Here is an 18,430-nt window from a genome sequence, read left to right as displayed (position 1 = left end):
GTGGAGGGCGGGCCGGCGACGGTGCTGGTGGTCGACGACAGCGGCCCGAAGCGTTACCTGCTGGTGAACTGGCTCAACCGGGCCGGGTTCACGACCGTGGAGGCGGAGAACGGCACGGCGGCGCTGGAACGGGTGGGGCGGGAACCGGTCGACCTGGTGGTACTCGACGTCCGGCTGCCGGACATGAGCGGCTTCGAGGTGTGCGAGCGGATCAAGGAGACGTACCCGTCCACCCCGGTCATCCACGTCTCGGCGCACGCGGTGGACGTGGTGGACCGGGCGCAGGGCCTCACCCGGGGTGCGGACGCCTACCTGACCGAGCCGATCGAGCCGGAGGAACTGGTCGCCACCGCGCACGCGGTGCTGCGCTACTACCAGGCCCGGCGGCGGGCCGAGCAGCTCGCCGAGCGGCTGGCCGCGCTGGCCGACGCCACGGTGGAGATGCACGCGTCGCCGAACTTCGTCCGGCTGTTGGAGGCCGCCGCGTCCGGGGCCGCGCGGATCTTCCGGTCGCCCGCGGCGGTGGTCGCCGAGACGTTCGACGGGGACTGCCTGGCCGGGGTGGCCGCGGACCCGCACACGCCGGCCGGGATCGTGCCGTGGGTGGTGGACGACACCGGCGTGCCGATCGGCACCCGGGTGTGGGTGGACCAGGCGGCCAACTGGCCGTTGACCGACTGGCCGGCCGGTGACACGGTCACCGTGGCCGCCTCCCGGCTGCGCGAGGACCGGGCCCCCCTCTACGTGGTGGTGCCCACGTCGACCCAGACCGTGCGCACGCCGGTGCTGGTGCAGCTCGCCCAGGCCGTCGCGTCGGCGGTGGAGGCGCAGCGTTCCTTCGACGAGGAGCACCGGATCGCGGTGACGCTCCAGCGCAGCCTGCTGCCTCGGCGGCTGCCCGAGGTGACCGGCCTGGACCTGGCCGTCCGCTACGAGCCGGCGAGCGCGCAGACCGAGGTGGGCGGGGATTTCTACGAGCTGGTGATGCTCGACGGGCACCTGCTGGTGGCGATCGGTGACGTGGCCGGGCACTCGTTGCACGCCGCCACCGTGATGGCCGAGCTGCGGCACGCGGTGCGGGCGTACGCGGTCGAGGGGCACCAGCCGGGCGTGATCCTGGACCGGGTCAACGAGCTGATGCGTACGCTGCTGCCGACCGAGCTGGCCACCATCTGCGTGTTGCTGCTGCACCCGGGCAGCGGGCTGATCCGGCTGGCCAGCGCCGGGCACCTGCCGGCGCTGCTGAGCCGGGAGGGGCGGGTCGAGTTCGTCACCCAGTCCGCGCCGCTGCTCGGGGTGCGCGCGCCGCGCCCGCCGGACCTGGAGTTCGTGTTGCCGGCCGGGGCCACGCTGGTGCTCTACACCGACGGGCTGATCGAGCGGCGGGACGCCACCATCGACGAGGGCATGGCGGCGCTCGGCGTGGTGGCCGCCCGGGTGGACGACGATCTCGACCAGTTCTGCCAGCGGCTGCTGATCGAGCTGGCCCCGCCGGAGATCCACGACGACGTCGCCGTGGTCGCCGTGCGCCGCCGCTGACGGTCACTTTCCGCAGTTATCGGCATTGTCACTCTTCGTGCCCGACCGGTGTGGGTGGCGACACGACCCGTCGGTGCCTTTGCTCTGCAGCCATTGGCGCAGCACCGTCGTGACCAGGCTTGGTGGGTGTGCGGCCGCAGCGCCGGTCGCGTCGCTGTGGTCACCGTGGGTGCGTGCTGCGCCCGTGGCTGCAGAGCAAAGGCGGTTCGGGCTGATCTCGGTGGCACGGGTTGCCGTGACAGCTGGTGACCACGTCGCATGACTCGCCCCTCGCGGCGGCCGGGCCGGTCGACGACCGCGGGGGCTGGCCCGCCCGGCGACTCAGGCGCCGCCGGAGGCGGCCAGCGAGCGGGCGTACGCGGCGGGCGGCATGCCGGTGACGGCGGTGAACTCGCGGACCAGGTGCGCCTGGTCGGCGTACCCCAGCTCGGCGGCGACCCGCGACCAGTCCAGCGGCCCGGCGGCGGCCTGCTCGATCGCCTCCTGGAGCCGGTACCGCCGGATCACCCACTTCGGACCGACGCCGACGTGGTCCAGGAAGAGTCGCTGCAGCCGGCGGGTGGAGACGGCGTGCCGGTCGGCGAGGTCGGCCACCCGCAGCACGCTCCGGTCGGCGCGGATCTCGTCGACCAGCGCGACCGCCTCGGTGGTGGCCGGGTCCGGCACCGGAGCCCAGCCGGTCAGCAGGTCGTCCAGCCGGCGGCACCGGTCGTCGTCGTCGCCCGGGCAGACCGGCCCGACGAGCCTGCCGGCTCCGGCGGGGTGGGCGGCGGCGAGGGGGATGCGACGACCGGTCAGCTCGGCCACCGGGCGACACCAGAACGGGCGGAAGCCGCCGGGACGGAACTGCACGCCGGTGACCCGCCCGACGCCGTGCAGCGTGACCGCGAACAGGCCGGTGTCCACGCCGGCGATCTCGCCGTGCTCCGTCGCGCCGTCCTGCGCCCGGAACACCACGTTCACCGACGGATGCGGCACGACCTGCTGGTCGAACGGTTCGGTCAGGTCCCAGTCGATCAACCAGTAGTGCTCCACCCACGGGCGCAACGCCGGGGCGGGCAGCCGGCGGCGGAACCGGACCCGGCGCAGCAGCCGGCCGGGATCGAGGATCCCCCGGCTGTCCCGCCGCGGTTCGTGTCGCATTTGTTCAAGACCGCCCTCATACGCTGGCCCGATGAGCACGAAGACTAGTGAACTGCTGGCCGTCGCCGCGCCGGGCACGGCGGCGGTGGTGCGCGGTGTCGCCGACGACCAGCTCGACCGGCCCACCCCGTGCCCCGAATATCCGGTACGCGACCTGCTCAACCACCTGTTCGAGGTGGCGGTCAACTTCCAGGCGATGGCCCGGCGGGAGGAGGTCGACTGGTCGGGTGGGGTCGACCACCTGACCGACGGCTGGCGGGACCGGTTCGCCACCGAGACGCAGCGGCTGGTCGAGGCGTGGTCGGACCCGGACGCGCTGGAGGGTGACTCGCCCGGCATGGGGCTGCCCCAGGAGACGGTCGGGCTGATGGCTCTGATCGACCTCACCGTGCACGGCTGGGACCTGGCCCGTGCCACCGGCCAGGCGTTGGTGGTGGAGCCGTCGGTGGTGGCGGCCGGGCACGAGTTCATGGACCGGATGGGCGACACCGGGCAGCGGATGGGCGCCTTCGGCGCGCCGGTGGCGACCGACGCCGACCCCACCTCGCTGGACGCGCTGCTCGGCCGGACCGGCCGCGACCCGGCCTGGACCCGCTCTTGACACCGCTATTCGCTCAGCGAATAGTTGGGCCGTGTCCACCCAGCACGTCCTGCTCGGGCTGCTCGCCGGCGGGCCGCGTCACGGCTACGAGCTGAAGCGGGCCCACGACGAGCGGCTGCCCCGCGCCCGGCCACTCGCCTTCGGGCAGGTCTACGCGACACTGGCCCGGCTGCACCGGGACGGCCTGGTCGCCCCGGCCGGCCCCACCCGGGACGGCGGGCCGGACCGCACCGCCTACACGCTCACCGACGACGGGCGGGCCGCGCTCGACGCGTGGCTCGCCACCGTCGAGCCACCGATGCCGTACGTGGCCAGCACGCTCTTCGCCAAGGTGGTGGTCGCGTTGCTGGTGGCCGACGCCGACCAGGCCCGCGCCTACCTGATCGCCCAGCGCCGGGCGCACACCGCACGGCTGCGGGAACTGACCGCGGTCAAGACCGCCCCCGGCGCCCACCTCGACGAGGTGGTCGCCGCCGACTTCGCCATCGCCCACCTCGACGCGGATCTGCGGTGGCTGCACACCACCCTCGACCGGGTCGCCGACTGGCACCGGGAGGTGCACTCGTGACGTTCCTGGAGGCGCGCGGCGTGGTTCGGGCATACGGCCCGACACCGGCGCTGCGCGGCGTGACGCTCGACGTGGCCGAGGGCGAGATCCTCGCCGTCACCGGCCCCAGCGGGTGCGGCAAGTCGACACTGCTGCACTGCCTCGCCGGCATCCTGCGCCCCGACGCGGGCCAGGTCACCTGGCGCGGCGAACGGATCGACACGTGGTCGGAGGCGGCCCGCTCCCGGCTGCGCCGCACCGAGTTCGGGGTGCTGTTCCAGTTCGGCCAGCTCGTCGCCGAGCTGACCGCGGCGGAGAACGTCGCCCTTCCGCTGCTTCTCGCCGGCACGGGGCGGCGAGCGGCGCGGACGGCGGCGCTCACCTGGCTGGAGCGGCTCGGGGTGGCCGAGGTCGCCGACGTCCGGCCGGGCGAGATGTCCGGCGGGCAGCAGCAGCGCTGCGCGTTGTCCCGGGCCCTGGTCACCGAGCCCCGGGTGCTCTTCGCCGACGAGCCCACCGGCGCGCTCGACACGCTCGCCGGCGAGCAGGTGCTCACCCAGCTGGTCCGGTTGGCCCGGGAACAGCGCACCACGGTCGTGCTGATCACCCACGAGCCGCGGATCGCCGCGTACGCCGACCGGGAGGTGAGCCTGCGCGACGGCATGGTCGACCACACCGGGCTGGGCCTCGACCCGGCGCTGCCGGGCGGATCACGGTGAGGCCCGGCACGCTGCTGCGGCTCGCGCTGGCCGGCACCCGCACCGACGGGGCGCGGGTGGCGCTGACCGCGCTGAGCGCCGCGCTGGCGACGCTGGCCGGGCTGGCCGCGCTGACCGTGCTGGCGGTGGCGAAGCCGCCGGGCGACGAGTGGACGCAGTCCGAGCAGTACACCACCGCGCTGCTGCGCGAGCCCGGCCTGCGCCCCGGCGTCGCGTTCGCGTTGCTGCTGCTCTGCGTACCGGTGCTCGGGCTGGCCGGGCAGTGCGCCCGCCTCGGTGCGCCGGGGCGCGACCGCCGGCTGGCCGCGCTCCGGCTGGCCGGGGCCACCCCGGGTCAGGTCACCCGGCTCGCGGTCGCCGAGACCGGGGTGGCGAGCCTGCTCGGCACCGTCAGCGGCCTGGCCGTCTTCGAGGTCGGCCGTCGGCTGCTGCACCGGCCCGACGCCGCGGGCCGGCTGCCCCTGCCCACCGACATGCACCCGGCCCCGGCCGCCGTGGCCGCCGTCGTGGTCGGCCTGCCGCTGGTCGCCGCGCTGGTCAGCGCGCTGCTGCTGCGCCGGGTCACCACCACCCCGTTCGGCGTCGTGCGCCGGGTCCGCACCCGGGCACCCTGGCCGTGGCCGGGGGTGCTCATCCTGGTCGCGCTGGCGTCGTTCGCCGCGATCCGTCCGCTGCTGCTCTGGTACGAGCGGCGTGACGCGGTCGAACCCGACGGGCTGGTGCCGACACTCGTGGTCGTCGGATCGCTCGCCGCGATGATCGGCGTGGTGTCCGGCACCGGCTGGATCTCGTACACCGTCGGGCGGGTGCTGCACCGCCACGGGCGCGGACCGGCGGCGCTGCTCGCCGCGCGCCGGCTCACCGCCGACCCGTGGGCCGGCAGCCGCACTTTCGCCGCGTTACTGGCCGCGCTGATCTTCGGTGCCGGGGCCGCCGCGATCCGCGCCGACTTCCTGGCCCGGATCGAACTGTCCAGGATCGCCGACTCCGGCGGCATGGCCGGATCGGATTCGTTCTATCTCGGCGCGATGGACCTGGTCGACCTGGCCGTCGCGGTGGCCGTGGCGATCGCCGCCGGTGGACTGCTGGTCGCCGTGGTCGAGGGTGTCACCAGCCGGCGTCGGGCATACGCGGCGCAGGTGGCGACCGGGGTGCCCCGGTCCACCATCGGCCGCTCGCTGCTCTGGGCCTCGATCGCCCCGGCCGCGCCCGCGATCGCGCTCGCGTTGACCGTCGGCTACCTGTTGATCCGGGGAACGCTGCCCGCGCCCAGCGGCGGCGACTTCGAGCGGGTGGTCTGCGACACCGGTCCGCAGGGATGCGGCACCGACGGCGTCGCGACGCGTACCGAATGGGTGCCGAAGGTGACCGTCACGCCGGACGTACCGTGGGAGCAGTTGGCCTGGTTCGCGGCGGGTGGGTTGGCGGCGGTGCTGGTCACGGTCGGAGCCGGCCTGCTCCTCCTGCGCTCCGCGACCTCGGTGGAGGAGCTGCGCGCCTCCTGAGCCGGCCGGTCAGCGGCCGAGCAGCCCGGCCGAGCCGGCGACGGCCAGGCCGATCGCTGTCGAGCAGCAGCAGACCACCAGCGCGGCGGCGACCACCAGGAGGATCACCCAGGTCGGTCCGCGCCGCGCCGCCGGCTGGTCCTCCTCGCTCACCCCGGCAGTCTAGGACCAGGATGGTGCGATGGAGCTGATCTCGATCGCCGACGTCCGGGCCGCCGCCGACGACGTGGCAGGCACCGTGCTGCGCACCCCGCTGCTGCCCACCGCCTGGGACGACGAGCTGTGGCTCAAGCCGGAGAGCCTGCAACCGGTGGGGTCGTTCAAGCTGCGCGGCGCCACCCACGCGGTGGCCCGGCTCGACCCGGCGCTCCGGTCCCGAGGGGTGGTCACCCACTCCTCGGGCAACCACGGGCAGGCGCTGGCGTACGCGGCCCGCGCGTTCGGGGTGCCCTGCACGGTGGTGGTGCCCGAGGGCGCGCCCGCGGTCAAGGTGGACCGGATGCGGGCGCTCGGCGCGGACGTGCGACTCGTGCAGCCGGCCCGCCGCCTCGCCGAGGCGGAGCGGATCGTGGCGGAGACCGGCGCGGCGCTGGTGCCGCCGTTCGACCATCCGGCGATCATCGCCGGGCAGGGCACCATCGGGCTGGAGATCGTCGCCGACCTGCCGGACGTGGACGTGGTCCTGGTGCCGGTGGGCGGCGGCGGGCTCGGCTCGGGTGTCGCCACGGCGGTCAAGGCGCTGCGCCCGTCGGCCGCCGTGATCGGCGTGGAGCCGGCGCTGGCCGCCGACGCCCGGGAGTCGCTCGCCGCCGGCGAGGTGGTGGTCTGGGACGTGGCACGCACCTACCGGACGTGCGCCGACGGGCTGCGCACCAACCTGTCCGCGCTGACGCTGGCGCACCTGCGGGAGCGGCTCGACGGCATCGTCACGGTGACCGAGGACGAGATCATGTCGGCCGCCGGCCGGCTGATGCGGGACGCGCGGCTGGTGGTGGAGCCGAGCGGCGCGGTGGCCACGGCTGCCCGGCTGTACCACCGCGGGGAGCTGCCGGCCGGACGGACGGTCGCGGTGGTGAGCGGCGGCAACGCCGAAGCCGCGGTGCTCGCCGCCGCGCTCGCTGTGTAAGGAGGGGCCCCTCTTAACGCCTCCGGTAGAGAAGGGGCCCCTTCTCACAGACGGGTGTCAACAAGGGGCCCCTCCTTACCTCCGGGGTCAGGCGCGGCCGAGGCGGTCCAGCGTCCAGGCGTTGACGAACGCCTCCTCGCGCCAGGCGTCGTAGCGGCCGCTGGGGCCGCCGTGACCGGCACCCATCTCGGTCTTGAGCAGGTAGTCGCCCTGCGGGGCGAGCGCGCGCAACCGGGCGATCCACTTGGCCGGCTCGTGGTAGAGCACCCGGGTGTCGTTGAGGCTGGTCACCGCCAGGATGGCCGGGTAGTCGGCGGCGGTCACGTTCTCGTACGGGGTGTACGACTTCATGTACGCGTAGACCTCGGGGTCGTCCAGCGGATTGCCCCACTCCTCCCACTCGGTGACCGTCAGCGGCAGCGACGGGTCGAGGATGGAGGTGAGCGCGTCCACGAACGGCACCTGCGCCACGATCCCGGCGAACGCGTCCGGCGCGAGGTTGGCCACCGCGCCCATCAACAGGCCGCCGGCCGAGGCGCCCCGGGCGACCAGCCGGTCGCTCGCCGTCCAGCCGGCCTTGACCAGGTGCCGCGCGCAGGCCACGAAGTCGGTGAACGTGTTCTTCTTGGCCAGCAACTTGCCCTCGTCGTACCAGCGCCGGCCCAGCTCGCCGCCGCCGCGGATGTGCGCGACAGCGAAGATGACGCCGCGGTCGAGCAGGCTCAGCCGGGCGATCGAGAACCACGGGTCCATGCTGGCCTCGTACGACCCGTAGCCGTAGATGACCGCGGGCGCGGAGCCGTCGCGCGGGGTGTCCCGGCGGCAGACCAGCGAGATCGGCACCCGCGTGCCGTCGTCGGCCAGCGCCCAGTCCCGGTGCTGCTCGTAGTCGGCCGGGTCGTACGCCCGCCCGTCCGGGCCGGGCCGCACCGGCTTCTGGCGCAGCAGCGTCAGCTCCCGGGTGCTGAGGTCGTAGTCGTAGACCGAGTCGGGCGTGACCAGCGAGGTGTAGCGCAGCCGGACCGTGCCGGTGCGGTATTCCGGGTTGGCGTCCAGCCCGACGCTGTAGATCGGCTCCGGGAAGTCGATGTCCCAGCTGTCGTCGCTGCCGACCGGCAGCACCCGCAGCCCGGTCAGCCCGTTGCCGCGCAGCGAGACCACCAGGTGGTTCTCGAACGCGTCGACCGCCTCCAGCCGGGTGCCCGGGGTGTGCGGGATCAGCGGCGTCCAGTCGCCCGGCGCGTCCGCCGAGGTGTACGCCAGCGCGAAGTCCTCCGCGCCGTCGTTGTGCAGGATCAGGAAGCGGTGCCCGTGGTGCTCGACCGCGTATTCCACGCCCTGCCGGCGCGGGGCGACGATCGCCGGCTCGCCGGTCGGGTTGGCCGCCGGGATCACCCGGACCTCGCTGGTGATCTTGCTGTGGATGTCGACGACCACGAAGCGCTCGGAGCGGGTCAGCTCGACGCCGACCCAGAACCGCTCGTCGTCCTCCTGGTGCACCACCACGTCCTCGCTCGACGGGGTGCCCACGGTGTGTCGCCACACCCGGTTCGGCCGCCACGCGTCGTCGACAGTGACGTAGAAGAGCGTGGAGGCGTCGCTGGACCACGCGGTGCCGTAGAACGTGTCCGGCACCTCGTCGGGCCGCAGCTCGCCGGTGGCCAGGTCCTTGATCCGCAGGGTGAACCGCTCGTCGCCGGAGAAGTCGGTGGAGTAGGCCAGCCAGCGCCCGTCCGGGCTGACGTCGAACGCGCCGAGCGAGAAGAAGTCGTGCCCCTCGGCGAGCTGGTTGCCGTCGAGCAGCACCTCCTCGCCGTCGAGCGGGGCGCCGTCCGCGCTGACCGGAGGCGTGGTCTCGTCGGGGCGGACGGCGCGCCGGCAGTGCACGCCGTACTGCTGCCCCTCGACCGTGCGGGTGTAGTACCAGTGGCCGCCCTTGCGGGTGGGCACCGACAGGTCGGTCTCCTGGGTGCGCCGGCGGGTCTCCTCGAACAGCTCGGCCCGCAGCCCGGCCAGGTGCGCGGTGCGCGCCTCGGTGTGGGCGTTCTCGGCCTCCAGGTAGGCGATCGTCTCCGGGTCGTCCTTGGTGGCGAGCCAGGCGTACTCGTCGACGACGGTGTCACCGTGGTGGGTCCGCTCGGCCGGAACGCGCTTCGCCGTGGGCTGTGGGGTCGTGGTCACGGCGCCACGTTACCGGTCGCCCGGCCGCCGCCGGGCGTCCGCGCCGCGCGAATCCCGCGACTCGCCGCCAGCGTTTTCGAACATGTGTACGATGACCGCCATGGCGGCTGCAGCGCGTTCGACCGACCGGCCCGGAGCCCTCGAGATCACCCGGAAGTTGACCGAGATCTGCGGTCCGCCGTTCGCCCGGTTCGCCGGCCCGGCCGACGAGGTGGCCGGCCGCACCGCCCGGTGGGTGGCGGTGCCGGGTGGCCCGCACGCCGCCGCCGAGGTGCTGCGGCTGGCCGCGGCGCACGACCTGACCGTGGTGCCGCGCGGCGCCGGCACGAAGATCGACTGGGGCGCCGCCCCGGCCCAGGTCGACATCATGCTCGACACCGGCCGGCTGGCCGGGGTCTGGCACGAGCCGCACGCCGCCTCGGTGGCCGAGATCGGCGCCGGCACGCCGCTGCGCGCCGTCCAGGCCACGCTGGGCCGCACCGGCCGACGGCTCCCGGTCGACGTGCCCTCGCCGGGCGCGACGCTGGGTGGCGTGCTCGCCGCCGACGAGTCCGGCCCGCTGCGCCACCGGCACGGCAGCCCGTGCGCCCAACTGGTCGGCGTGCGCTACCTCGGCGCCGACGGCGAGCTGGTCAGCGTCGGCGAGTCCGGCACGGCCCGCTTCGGGGCGGCGGCCCCGACCGGCGGCCCCGGTGGCGACGGGCGAGCCGAGGGCGTCGGGGACGTGGCCGCCGGCCAGGGGTCCGCCATGGGCTGGGGCCGCGCCGGCGGGCTCTTCGTCGCGGGCGATGGCATCGGCGGATCCGGCGCGCTCGGCCCGGGCCGCCTCTTCGCCGCCGGTCCGGGTGCCGGCGGCCTCGGCGCGGCCGGTGCGGAGGTCGGCGGCGGTGACGCGGTCCTGGGGCGCGGAGAGCTGCCGGGGCTGGACGTGGCGCGGCTGCTCTGCGGCTCGCAGGGCGGGCTGGGCGTGCTGGTCTCGGCGACCATGCGGGTGCACGCGGTGCCGGCGAGCCGGGTCTGGGTGTCCCGCCCGGTCTGGACCCCGCTGGAGGTGCACGACCTGGTCCGTGCGGTGCTGGCCGCCGAGGTCGCGCCGGCCGCCGTCGAGCTGGACCTGCCGGTGCCGGTGCCCCTGCCCCGCCGCCGGGTCCCGGCGAGCCATCCCTCGGTGGCCGGCCGCCCCGACCATCCGGCGGTGACCGGGCGACCGGCCGCGGGCAGCCTGGTGGTGCTGCTGGAGGGCGGCCCGTCCGACGTGGCCGAGCGGGCCGAGCGGCTGACCGCCGTGCTCGGTGCCGAGGCCGTGGTCAACCACCACGCGCCCGAGTGGTGGGGGCGCTACCCGTTCGCCCCGGGCGACACCGCGCTGCGCATCGAGGTGCCGGCCGGCGACCTGCACGCCGCGGTCTACGCGCTGCGCGACGCCGCCGGCGCTCCGGTGCCGGTGCGCGGGTCGGCCGGCGTGGGCACCGCGTACGCCGCCCTGCCCGGCGTGCTGTCGCCGGAGCGGGTCGCGTCGATCCTCACCGCGGTCCGCAGCGTGCTGATCGCCCGGCAGGGCCGGTGCGTGGTGGTGGCGGCGCCCGCGCCGGTGCGCCGCGTGGTCGACCTCTGGGGTGAGCTGCCGGCGTTGCCTCGGCTGCGCAGCGCGAAGGCCCACCTCGATCCGCACCACCGCCTGGCTCCCGGCCGCCTCCCCGGCGGCCTCTGACCTGTGTCGGTGCCCGCGCCCCGCGCCCCTCGCTCAGTCGGCCAGGGCGGCCTGCCGGGCGTGTCGCGCAGCGCGGGACAACCGGGTTGAGTGCGGTATACCTGTGAGTCAGTTTTATGCCTCACAGGTATACCGCTGAGAACCGGTTCCTTCATCAGCGAGATCACCCTGGGTGATCAGCGGCCGAGAGGGTCGGGTCAGAGCATGTCGTTGCGGAGGACCAGGACGGCGATGTCGTCGCGCGGGGGTTCGGCGGAGAACGCGATGGTGGCGGCGCGCAGCCGCGCGGCGACCACGTCGGCCGAGTAGCCGGCCAGCGGCGCCGCCGACTCGCGCAGCCGCTCGGTGCCGAACAGCTCCCGGCCGCGCCGCCGTTCGGTCACCCCGTCGGTATAGAAGATCAACGCGTCGCCGGGCTTGAGCGCCAGCTCCGCCGTCGGGGTGGTGATGGTGTCGAGCAGGCCGAGCGCGGTGCCGCCGGTGCCGACGAACGCCGCGCCGCCACCGCCGTGCAGCAGCACCGGGCGGTCGTGGCCGGCCAGGTGCAGGGCGACGTCGAGCTGGTCGCCGTCGCCGGGTGCGACCGCGGCCAGCGCCAGCGTGCAGTAGCGTCCGCCGCCGCGCTCGACGAGCGTCTCGTTGAGCCGGCCGAGCACCTCCGGCAGCGGCTTGCCGTCGCCCACCAGCACCCGGATCACGTCCCGGACCAGACCGGTCACGGCGGCTGCCTGCACGCCCTTGCCGGAGACGTCACCGACCACCACCAGCCAGCGGCCGTCCGGCAGCGGCACCACGTCGTAGAAGTCGCCGCCGACCTCCGCGTCGTCGCCGGTCGGGACGTATTCCGCGGCGAGGCCGATGCCCTCGACCACCGGGAGCACCGGCGGCAGCAGCGACTGCTGGAGGGTCTGCGCGACCCGGCGGCGCTCGGCGTGGATGCGGGCGTTCTCGATGGCGAGCGCGGCCCGCCGGGCCACGTCCTCCAGCACCGCGACCTCGTCCGGGTCGTGCCGGTGCCGCTGGTGCCGGCCCACGGCCAGGGTGCCGAGCCGCTGACCGCGAGCGATCAACGGCACGGCGAAGCCCTCCATCGGCGCGCCCAGCGGCATCTGGGTCAGGCTGCGGGACGCCTCGCGCAGCCGGGACTGGATCGAGTCCGGGCCGGTCTCGGCCAGGACCCGGTGCAGGTGGGGGAGCATCGTCTCGTCGGCGTGGCTGGACGCGGCGAGGCGCAACCGCCCCCACTCGTCGGTGGTGTGCACCGCGCACCACTGGCCGAGCCGGGGCACCACGAGCTGCGGGATGAGCGCCATCGTCAGCTCGACGTCGAGCGACTGGGCGAGCAGCTCGCTCGCCTCGGCGAGGAAGGTCAGCCAGGTGGAGCGGCGTACGTCGGCCCGGCGCAGCCGGTCGTTCTCCAGGTGCAGCGAGAGCCGCTCCGCGGCGAGCAGCGCGAGCGGCCGGGCGTACGTCGAGGGCGCGGCGTCCAGTTCCAGCTCGCCGGCGTACGGGCGGTGCACGGCGAGCGGGACGCGCAGCAGCTCGTTGTCGTCCCGTGGTGGCCGGCCGTGGCGGGCGAACACCTGGGTGCCCAGCCCGTCGCCGCGGTCGAGTCGGACCGTCCCGCCGGCGGCGCCCACCATCTCGGCCACCCGGGTCAGCAGCTCGGCGGCGAACTCGGGCAGCGGGTCGTCGGCGTACGGGTCGGGGGTGGTCTGCATCAGCTCGCTCATCGCGGCGGCACTGGGGGTGCCCTCGTCCACCGGTTGCGCCGCCGCCCGGGCCGGGCCGGCGGACGGCCGGGCGGAACCACGCAGGCCGGGACGGTCCAGCCGGAACCAGACCCCCTTGCCGCTGGGCAGGTAGGTGGTGCCCCACCGGCTGGCGAAGTGGTCGACCAGCAGCAGGCCGCGCCCGCGCGCGGCCACCTCGGTGATGTCGGAGGTGGTGTTACGCACCCCGACGACGAGTTCGTCGACCGGACCGGAGGCGAAGTCGGTGACGGTGACGGTGAAGCCGGCGGGATCGGCCTCGACCTCGATGTCCAGTTCGGTGCCCGCGTGCTCGACCGCGTTCGTGGTCAGCTCGGTGGTGAGCAGCAACGCCTCGTTGAGCAGTTCGGGCAGGCCGGCTTCGAGGAGCATGGCGCGCACCAGCGCCCGGGCCGCGGCCGGGGTGCGGCGGTCGGCGGGAAGGCGGACCCGTCGGACGTGCTCGTCCGCGCCGCCGCCGTGGGTCGGCTCCACCTCCGCTGACACCTTCGTATCCTCCACCGCCGCCACCCCGGGTGCCAAGCTCCCCGGCCGAACCGCCGAACCGGGTGGATACCGCCCGTGACGCGCCACGAGCCGGCGGTGACCTCGACGGATCGCGCGGCAGAATGATGGGATGGCCGCGTGTCGGCACGAGCCGGTGGGCCCCGAGCTGAGCGAGGAATGATGACCACGGCGAAACAGTCGGTGACCGCGGATCCGTCCGCGTCCGACCACGAGGTGCTCCTCGGCGAGCTGGTCGAGGCGCTGCAGCGGGTGGCCCGCGGCGACCTGCGGGTGCGCCTGCCCCGACGGGCCGGCCTGTCCGGTGAGGTCGCCGACGCCTTCAACGACGTGGTGTCGCTGCAGGAGCGGCAGCACCTGGACCTGCGCCGGATCAGCCGGATCGTCGGCCGGGACGGGCGGCTCACCGAGCGGCTCGACGACGAGGGCCTGGAGGGCTCCTGGGCGGAGGGGCAGCGGGCGGTCAACTCGCTGATCGACGACCTGGGCCGGCCGACCACCGAGATCGCCCGGGTCATCGTGGCGGTGGCGGACGGCGACCTGTCCCAGCACATGGCGCTGGAGATCGACGGGCGGCCGCTGCGCGGTGAGTACCTGCGCATCGGCCGGACCGTGAACACGATGGTGGACCAGCTGTCGTCGTTCGCCGACGAGGTGACCCGGGTGGCCCGTGAGGTGGGCACCGAGGGCAAGCTGGGCGGCCAGGCCGACGTGCGGGGCGCGGCCGGCACCTGGAAGGACCTCACCGACTCGGTGAACACCATGGCGTCGAACCTGACCGGCCAGGTGCGGTCGATCTCCCAGGTGGCGACCGCGGTGGCGAAGGGCGACCTGTCGCAGAAGATCACCGTCGGGGCGCGCGGCGAGGTGGCCGAGCTGGCCGACACGATGAACTCCCTCACCGACACGCTGCGCCTCTTCGCCGAACAGGTGACGCGGGTGGCGCGTGAGGTGGGCACCGAGGGCAAGCTGGGTGGTCAGGCGCAGGTGCCGGGTGTGGCCGGCACCTGGAAGGACCTGACCGACAACGTCAACTCGATGGCGTCGAACCTGACCAGCCAGGTCCGCAACATCGCCCAGGTGTCCACCGCGGTGGCCAAGGGCGACCTGAGCCAGAAGATCACGGTGGCCGCGCAGGGCGAGATCCTGGAGCTGAAGGACACCGTCAACACGATGGTGGACCAGCTCTCGTCGTTCGCCGACGAGGTGACGCGGGTGGCCCGCGAGGTGGGCATCGAGGGCAAGCTGGGCGGTCAGGCCCAGGTACGCGGCGTCTCCGGCACCTGGCGCGACCTCACCGAGAACGTCAACCAGCTCGCCGGCAACCTGACCAGCCAGGTCCGCAACATCTCGCAGGTCTCCACCGCGGTGGCGAAGGGTGACCTGGGTCAGAAGATCACTGTGGACGCGCAGGGCGAGATCCTGGAGCTGAAGAACACCGTCAACACGATGGTGGACCAGCTCTCCTCGTTCGCCGACGAGGTGACGCGGGTGGCCCGCGAGGTGGGCACCGAGGGCAAGCTCGGCGGGCAGGCGCAGGTGAAGGGCGTCTCCGGCACCTGGCGTGACCTGACCGACAACGTGAACTCGATGGCGTCGAACCTGACCAGCCAGGTCCGCAACATCGCGTCGGTCACCACGGCGGTGGCCAAGGGCGACCTGTCGCAGAAGATCACCGTGGACGCCCGGGGCGAGATCCTGGAGCTGAAGTCGACGGTCAACACGATGGTGGACCAGTTGTCGTCGTTCGCCGACGAGGTGACCCGGGTGGCCCGTGAGGTGGGCACCGAGGGCAAGCTGGGCGGTCAGGCCCAGGTGCGCGGCGTCGCCGGCACCTGGCGCGACCTGACCGACAACGTGAACTCGATGGCGTCGAACCTGACCGCCCAGGTGCGGAACATCGCCCAGGTGTCCACCGCGGTGGCGAAGGGCGACCTGTCGCAGAAGATCACCGTGGACGCGCAGGGCGAGATCCTGGAGCTGAAGTCGACGGTCAACACGATGGTGGACCAGTTGTCGTCGTTCGCCGACGAGGTGACGCGGGTGGCCCGTGAGGTGGGCACCGAGGGCAAGCTGGGTGGTCAGGCGCAGGTGAAGGGCGTCTCCGGCACCTGGCGTGACCTGACCGACAACGTGAACTCGATGGGCTCGAACCTGACCAGCCAGGTCCGCAACATCGCGTCGGTCACCACCGCGGTGGCGCGGGGTGACCTGGGGCAGAAGATCACCGTGGACGCGCAGGGCGAGATCCTGGAGCTGAAGAACACCGTCAACACGATGGTCGACCAGTTGTCGTCGTTCGCCGACGAGGTGACCCGGGTGGCGCGCGAGGTGGGCACCGAGGGCAAGCTCGGTGGCCAGGCGCAGGTCAAGGGCGTCTCCGGCACCTGGCGCGACCTCACCGAGAACGTCAACCAGCTCGCCTCGACGCTGACCACCCAGTTGCGCGCCATCGCCCAGGTCTCCACCTCGGTGACCCGCGGCGACCTCACCCAGCGGATCAACGTGAAGGCGCAGGGCGAGGTCGCCGAGCTGAAGGACAACATCAACCAGATGATCGTCACCCTCCGGGAGACGACCAAGAAGAACGCCGAGCAGGGCTGGCTCGACTCCAACCTGGCCCGCATCGGTGGCCTGCTCCAGGGCCAGCGGGACCTGGGCGAGGTCTGCCGCATGATCATGATGGAGGTGACCCCGCTGGTCGACGCGCAGCTCGGCGCGTTCTTCCTGGCGGACAGCTCCGAGGGCAGCATGCGGCTGCGACTCACCGCCTCCTACGGCTACGTGGCGCGCGGGCACGACGTCACGTTCGGTCCCGGCGAGGGGCTGGTCGGGCAGGCCGCGCTGTCCCGCCGGACGATCCGGGTCAAGGCGCAGCCGGACGGGCGGCTGGTGGTCCGGTCCGGGCTGGCCGACACGCCCCCGGCCGACCTGGTGGTGCTCCCGGTGCTGTTCGAGGGGGAGCTGCTCGGCGTGATCGAGTTCGCCGGCGTGACCACCTTCTCCGAGCTGCACCTGGCGTTCCTGGAGCGGCTGGTGCTCACCATCGGCGTCGCGGTCAACACCATCCAGGCCAACCGGCGTACGGAGGAGCTGCTGGCGCAGTCGCAGCGGCTGGCGCACGAGATGCAGGACCAGTCGGCGGAGTTGCAGCGCACCAACGCCGAGCTGGAGGACAAGGCGAAGCTGCTGTCGGAGCAGAAGGCCAACATCGAGACGCAGAACCGGGAGATCGAGCTGGCCCGGCTCGGCCTGGAGGAGAAGGCGCAGCAGCTCACCCGGGCGTCGGCGTACAAGTCGGAGTTCCTGGCGAACATGAGCCACGAGCTGCGTACGCCGCTGAACTCGCTGCTCCTGCTGGCGCGGCTGCTGGCCGAGAACCCGGAGCGGAACCTCAGCCCGAAGCAGATCGAGTTCGCCCGCACCATCCACGGCGCCGGCTCGGACCTGCTCTCGCTGATCGACGACATCCTCGACCTGTCCAAGATCGAGGCGGGTCGGATGGACGTGGAGCCCACCGAGGTCCACTTCTCCGAGATCCGCGGCTACGTCGAGCAGGCGTTCGCGCCGCAGGCCGAGGAGAAGGGCCTGGACTTCCAGGTGCGGGTGAGCCGGGAGCTGCCGGCGGCCCTGGTCACCGACGCCCAGCGGTTGCAGCAGATCCTGCGCAACCTGCTCTCCAACGCGGTGAAGTTCACCGACAACGGCGCGGTGACGCTGCGCATCGGGCCGGCCGCCGAGAACGCGGTGTTCGACGTGCCGGCGCTGACCAACGCCCAGCGGGTCGTCGCGTTCACCGTGATCGACACCGGCATCGGCGTCTCGGACGACAAGCTGTCGCTGATCTTCGAGGCGTTCCAGCAGGCGGACGGCACGACCAGCCGGCGCTACGGCGGCACCGGCCTGGGCCTGTCGATCAGCCGCGACCTGGCCCGCCTGCTCGGCGGCACGATCACCGTGTCGTCCGCGCCCGGGCAGGGTTCCACGTTCACTCTCTTCGTACCCGATGTGTTGGCGCCGGACGCGGTGGTGGCGCCGGCGCCGCCGTCGCCGAGCCGCGCGGGCCTGCCGTCGTCGCTGCTCATGCCGATGGAGCTGCCGCAGCCGCAGGAGACGCCGGCCACCCGCCGGCTGGACGGCGTGACGGTGTTGATCATCGATGACGACGTGCGGAACGTGTTCGCGCTGACGTCCGCGTTGGAACTGCACGGGATGACCGTGTTGTACTCGGACAACGGGGTGGACGGCGTGCGCCAGCTCGCCGAGCACCCGGAGGTGGACATCGTCCTGATGGACGCCATGATGCCCGACCAGGACGGCTACGAGACGACCGCGCAGATCCGCCGCAACCACCGGTTCGCGGACCTGCCGATCGTGTTCCTGACCGCCAAGGCGATGCCCGGCGACCGGGAGTCGGCGCTGGCGGCCGGCGGCAGCGACTACATCACCAAGCCGGTGGACCTGGACGAGCTGATCGGGCTGATGGCCTCGTGGATCGGCCGCAGCAGAGGCGAGGAGAGCGCGTGACGCAGACGGCCAAGGCGCTGCTGGTGGACGACCGGCGGGAGAACCTGATGGCGCTGGAGGCGATCCTCCAGGGGCTCCCGGTGCAGTCGATCGCGGTGGAGAGCGGCGAGGCCGCGCTCAAGCAGTTGCTGGTGGACGACTTCGCGGTGATCCTGCTGGACGCCCAGATGCCGGACATGGACGGCTTCGAGACCGCCACCCACATCAAGCGGCGGGAGCGGACCCGGCACATTCCGATCATCTTCCTCACCGCGGCGGACAAGGACGCCCAGCTCGCGCTGCGTGGCTACCAGGTCGGTGCGGTGGACTACCTGACCAAGCCGTTCGACCCGTGGGTGCTGCGGGCGAAGGTGACCGTCTTCGTCGAGCTGTGGGTGAAGACCCGGCAGCTCGCCGCCCAGTCGGACGTGGTGCGCGAGCGGGATGTGCAGTGGCGGCGTCTCGCCGAGGCGGTGGACTCCGCGACCGCGCTGCTGCGCGCCGACGACGACCCGGCGTCCCGGGAGCGGGCGGCGGACCTGTTGGAGCAGGCGCGCTGGGGCAACACCCGCTGAC

The 18,430-nt window shown here is 73.6% G+C and carries 13 protein-coding genes; 9 read left to right on the top strand and 4 right to left on the bottom strand.

The window, feature by feature from the left end:
* Complete coding sequence (locus tag GA0070213_RS14530) at positions 1-1,539, top strand: SpoIIE family protein phosphatase (protein WP_091063235.1); 1,539 nt, start codon at positions 1-3, stop codon at positions 1,537-1,539.
* Between the two features lie 321 nt (positions 1,540-1,860).
* Here the strand turns inward: GA0070213_RS14530 and GA0070213_RS14525 are convergent, their stop codons facing one another.
* Positions 1,861-2,682 carry a helix-turn-helix domain-containing protein gene (locus GA0070213_RS14525; RefSeq protein ID WP_091062978.1) on the bottom strand — a complete coding sequence of 274 codons (822 nt, stop codon included), beginning with the start codon at positions 2,680-2,682 and terminating at the stop codon, positions 1,861-1,863.
* A gap of 31 nt (positions 2,683-2,713) precedes the next feature.
* Between GA0070213_RS14525 and GA0070213_RS14520 the strand changes: the two genes are divergently transcribed.
* Genes GA0070213_RS14520 through GA0070213_RS14505 form a run of 4 tightly spaced genes read left to right on the top strand, consistent with a single transcriptional unit; the run spans position 2,714 to position 6,054 of the window.
* Positions 2,714-3,283 carry a TIGR03086 family metal-binding protein gene (locus GA0070213_RS14520; RefSeq protein ID WP_091062976.1) on the top strand — a complete coding sequence of 190 codons (570 nt, stop codon included), beginning with the start codon at positions 2,714-2,716 and terminating at the stop codon, positions 3,281-3,283.
* A gap of 31 nt (positions 3,284-3,314) precedes the next feature.
* A complete protein-coding gene (locus GA0070213_RS14515; protein WP_091062974.1) occupies positions 3,315-3,851 on the top strand; it encodes a PadR family transcriptional regulator in 537 nt (178 codons plus the stop codon).
* The gene (locus GA0070213_RS14510; protein ID WP_091062972.1) at positions 3,848-4,549 is read left to right on the top strand and encodes an ABC transporter ATP-binding protein; all 702 of its coding nucleotides are present in this window, start codon (positions 3,848-3,850) and stop codon (positions 4,547-4,549) included. Before GA0070213_RS14515 ends, GA0070213_RS14510 begins: the two co-directional genes overlap by 4 nt.
* Entirely contained in the window at positions 4,546-6,054 is a 1,509-nt protein-coding gene (locus GA0070213_RS14505; protein ID WP_091062970.1) for an FtsX-like permease family protein, read from the top strand. The genes GA0070213_RS14510 and GA0070213_RS14505 overlap by 4 nt, the downstream gene beginning before the upstream one ends.
* A 9-nt stretch (positions 6,055-6,063) precedes the next feature.
* Here the strand turns inward: GA0070213_RS14505 and GA0070213_RS31525 are convergent, their stop codons facing one another.
* Positions 6,064-6,207 (bottom strand): hypothetical protein, encoded by a 144-nt coding sequence (locus GA0070213_RS31525; protein WP_175441330.1) that lies wholly within the window; start codon positions 6,205-6,207, stop codon positions 6,064-6,066.
* A 28-nt stretch (positions 6,208-6,235) separates the two neighbouring features.
* Between GA0070213_RS31525 and GA0070213_RS14500 the strand changes: the two genes are divergently transcribed.
* The gene (locus GA0070213_RS14500; RefSeq protein WP_091062968.1) at positions 6,236-7,180 is read left to right on the top strand and encodes a threonine ammonia-lyase; all 945 of its coding nucleotides are present in this window, start codon (positions 6,236-6,238) and stop codon (positions 7,178-7,180) included.
* A gap of 87 nt (positions 7,181-7,267) precedes the next feature.
* On the opposite strand, the gene GA0070213_RS14495 is transcribed toward GA0070213_RS14500, so the two are convergent.
* Positions 7,268-9,361: a S9 family peptidase gene (locus GA0070213_RS14495; RefSeq protein WP_091062967.1), complete on the bottom strand. Its 2,094-nt coding sequence runs from the start codon at positions 9,359-9,361 to the stop codon at positions 7,268-7,270.
* 100 nt (positions 9,362-9,461) lie between these two features.
* On the opposite strand from GA0070213_RS14495, the gene GA0070213_RS14490 reads away from it, so the two are divergent.
* Complete coding sequence (locus GA0070213_RS14490; protein ID WP_245716388.1) at positions 9,462-11,072, top strand: FAD-binding oxidoreductase; 1,611 nt, start codon at positions 9,462-9,464, stop codon at positions 11,070-11,072.
* 197 nt (positions 11,073-11,269) lie between these two features.
* On the opposite strand, the gene GA0070213_RS14485 is transcribed toward GA0070213_RS14490, so the two are convergent.
* Positions 11,270-13,330: a SpoIIE family protein phosphatase gene (locus GA0070213_RS14485; RefSeq protein WP_091062963.1), complete on the bottom strand. Its 2,061-nt coding sequence runs from the start codon at positions 13,328-13,330 to the stop codon at positions 11,270-11,272.
* Positions 13,331-13,510: 180 nt separating this feature from the next.
* On the opposite strand from GA0070213_RS14485, the gene GA0070213_RS14480 reads away from it, so the two are divergent.
* Together GA0070213_RS14480 and GA0070213_RS14475 are read left to right on the top strand one after the other, a co-directional pair.
* Entirely contained in the window at positions 13,511-17,875 is a 4,365-nt protein-coding gene (locus GA0070213_RS14480; protein ID WP_091063232.1) for a HAMP domain-containing protein, read from the top strand.
* Complete coding sequence (locus GA0070213_RS14475) at positions 17,872-18,429, top strand: response regulator (protein ID WP_091062961.1); 558 nt, start codon at positions 17,872-17,874, stop codon at positions 18,427-18,429. The genes GA0070213_RS14480 and GA0070213_RS14475 overlap by 4 nt, the downstream gene beginning before the upstream one ends.
* The last annotated feature ends 1 nt before the right edge of the window (position 18,430 follow it).

The organism is Micromonospora humi, assembly GCF_900090105.1.
Classification (GTDB): Bacteria; Actinomycetota; Actinomycetes; order Mycobacteriales; family Micromonosporaceae; genus Micromonospora; species Micromonospora humi.
This window is presented reverse-complemented; position numbering and strand designations above follow the sequence as displayed.

What these genes read in the sequence shown, in the direction of transcription:
- GA0070213_RS14525 (WP_091062978.1), bottom strand. Translation starts at nt 2,682, where the DNA reads ATGCGACACGAACCGCGGCGGGACAGCCGGGGGATCCTCGATCCCGGC.
- GA0070213_RS14520 (WP_091062976.1), top strand. Translation starts at nt 2,714, where the DNA reads ATGAGCACGAAGACTAGTGAACTGCTGGCCGTCGCCGCGCCGGGCACG.
- GA0070213_RS14500 (WP_091062968.1), top strand. Translation starts at nt 6,236, where the DNA reads ATGGAGCTGATCTCGATCGCCGACGTCCGGGCCGCCGCCGACGACGTG.
- GA0070213_RS14490 (WP_245716388.1), top strand. Translation starts at nt 9,462, where the DNA reads ATGGCGGCTGCAGCGCGTTCGACCGACCGGCCCGGAGCCCTCGAGATC.
- GA0070213_RS14480 (WP_091063232.1), top strand. Translation starts at nt 13,511, where the DNA reads ATGACCACGGCGAAACAGTCGGTGACCGCGGATCCGTCCGCGTCCGAC.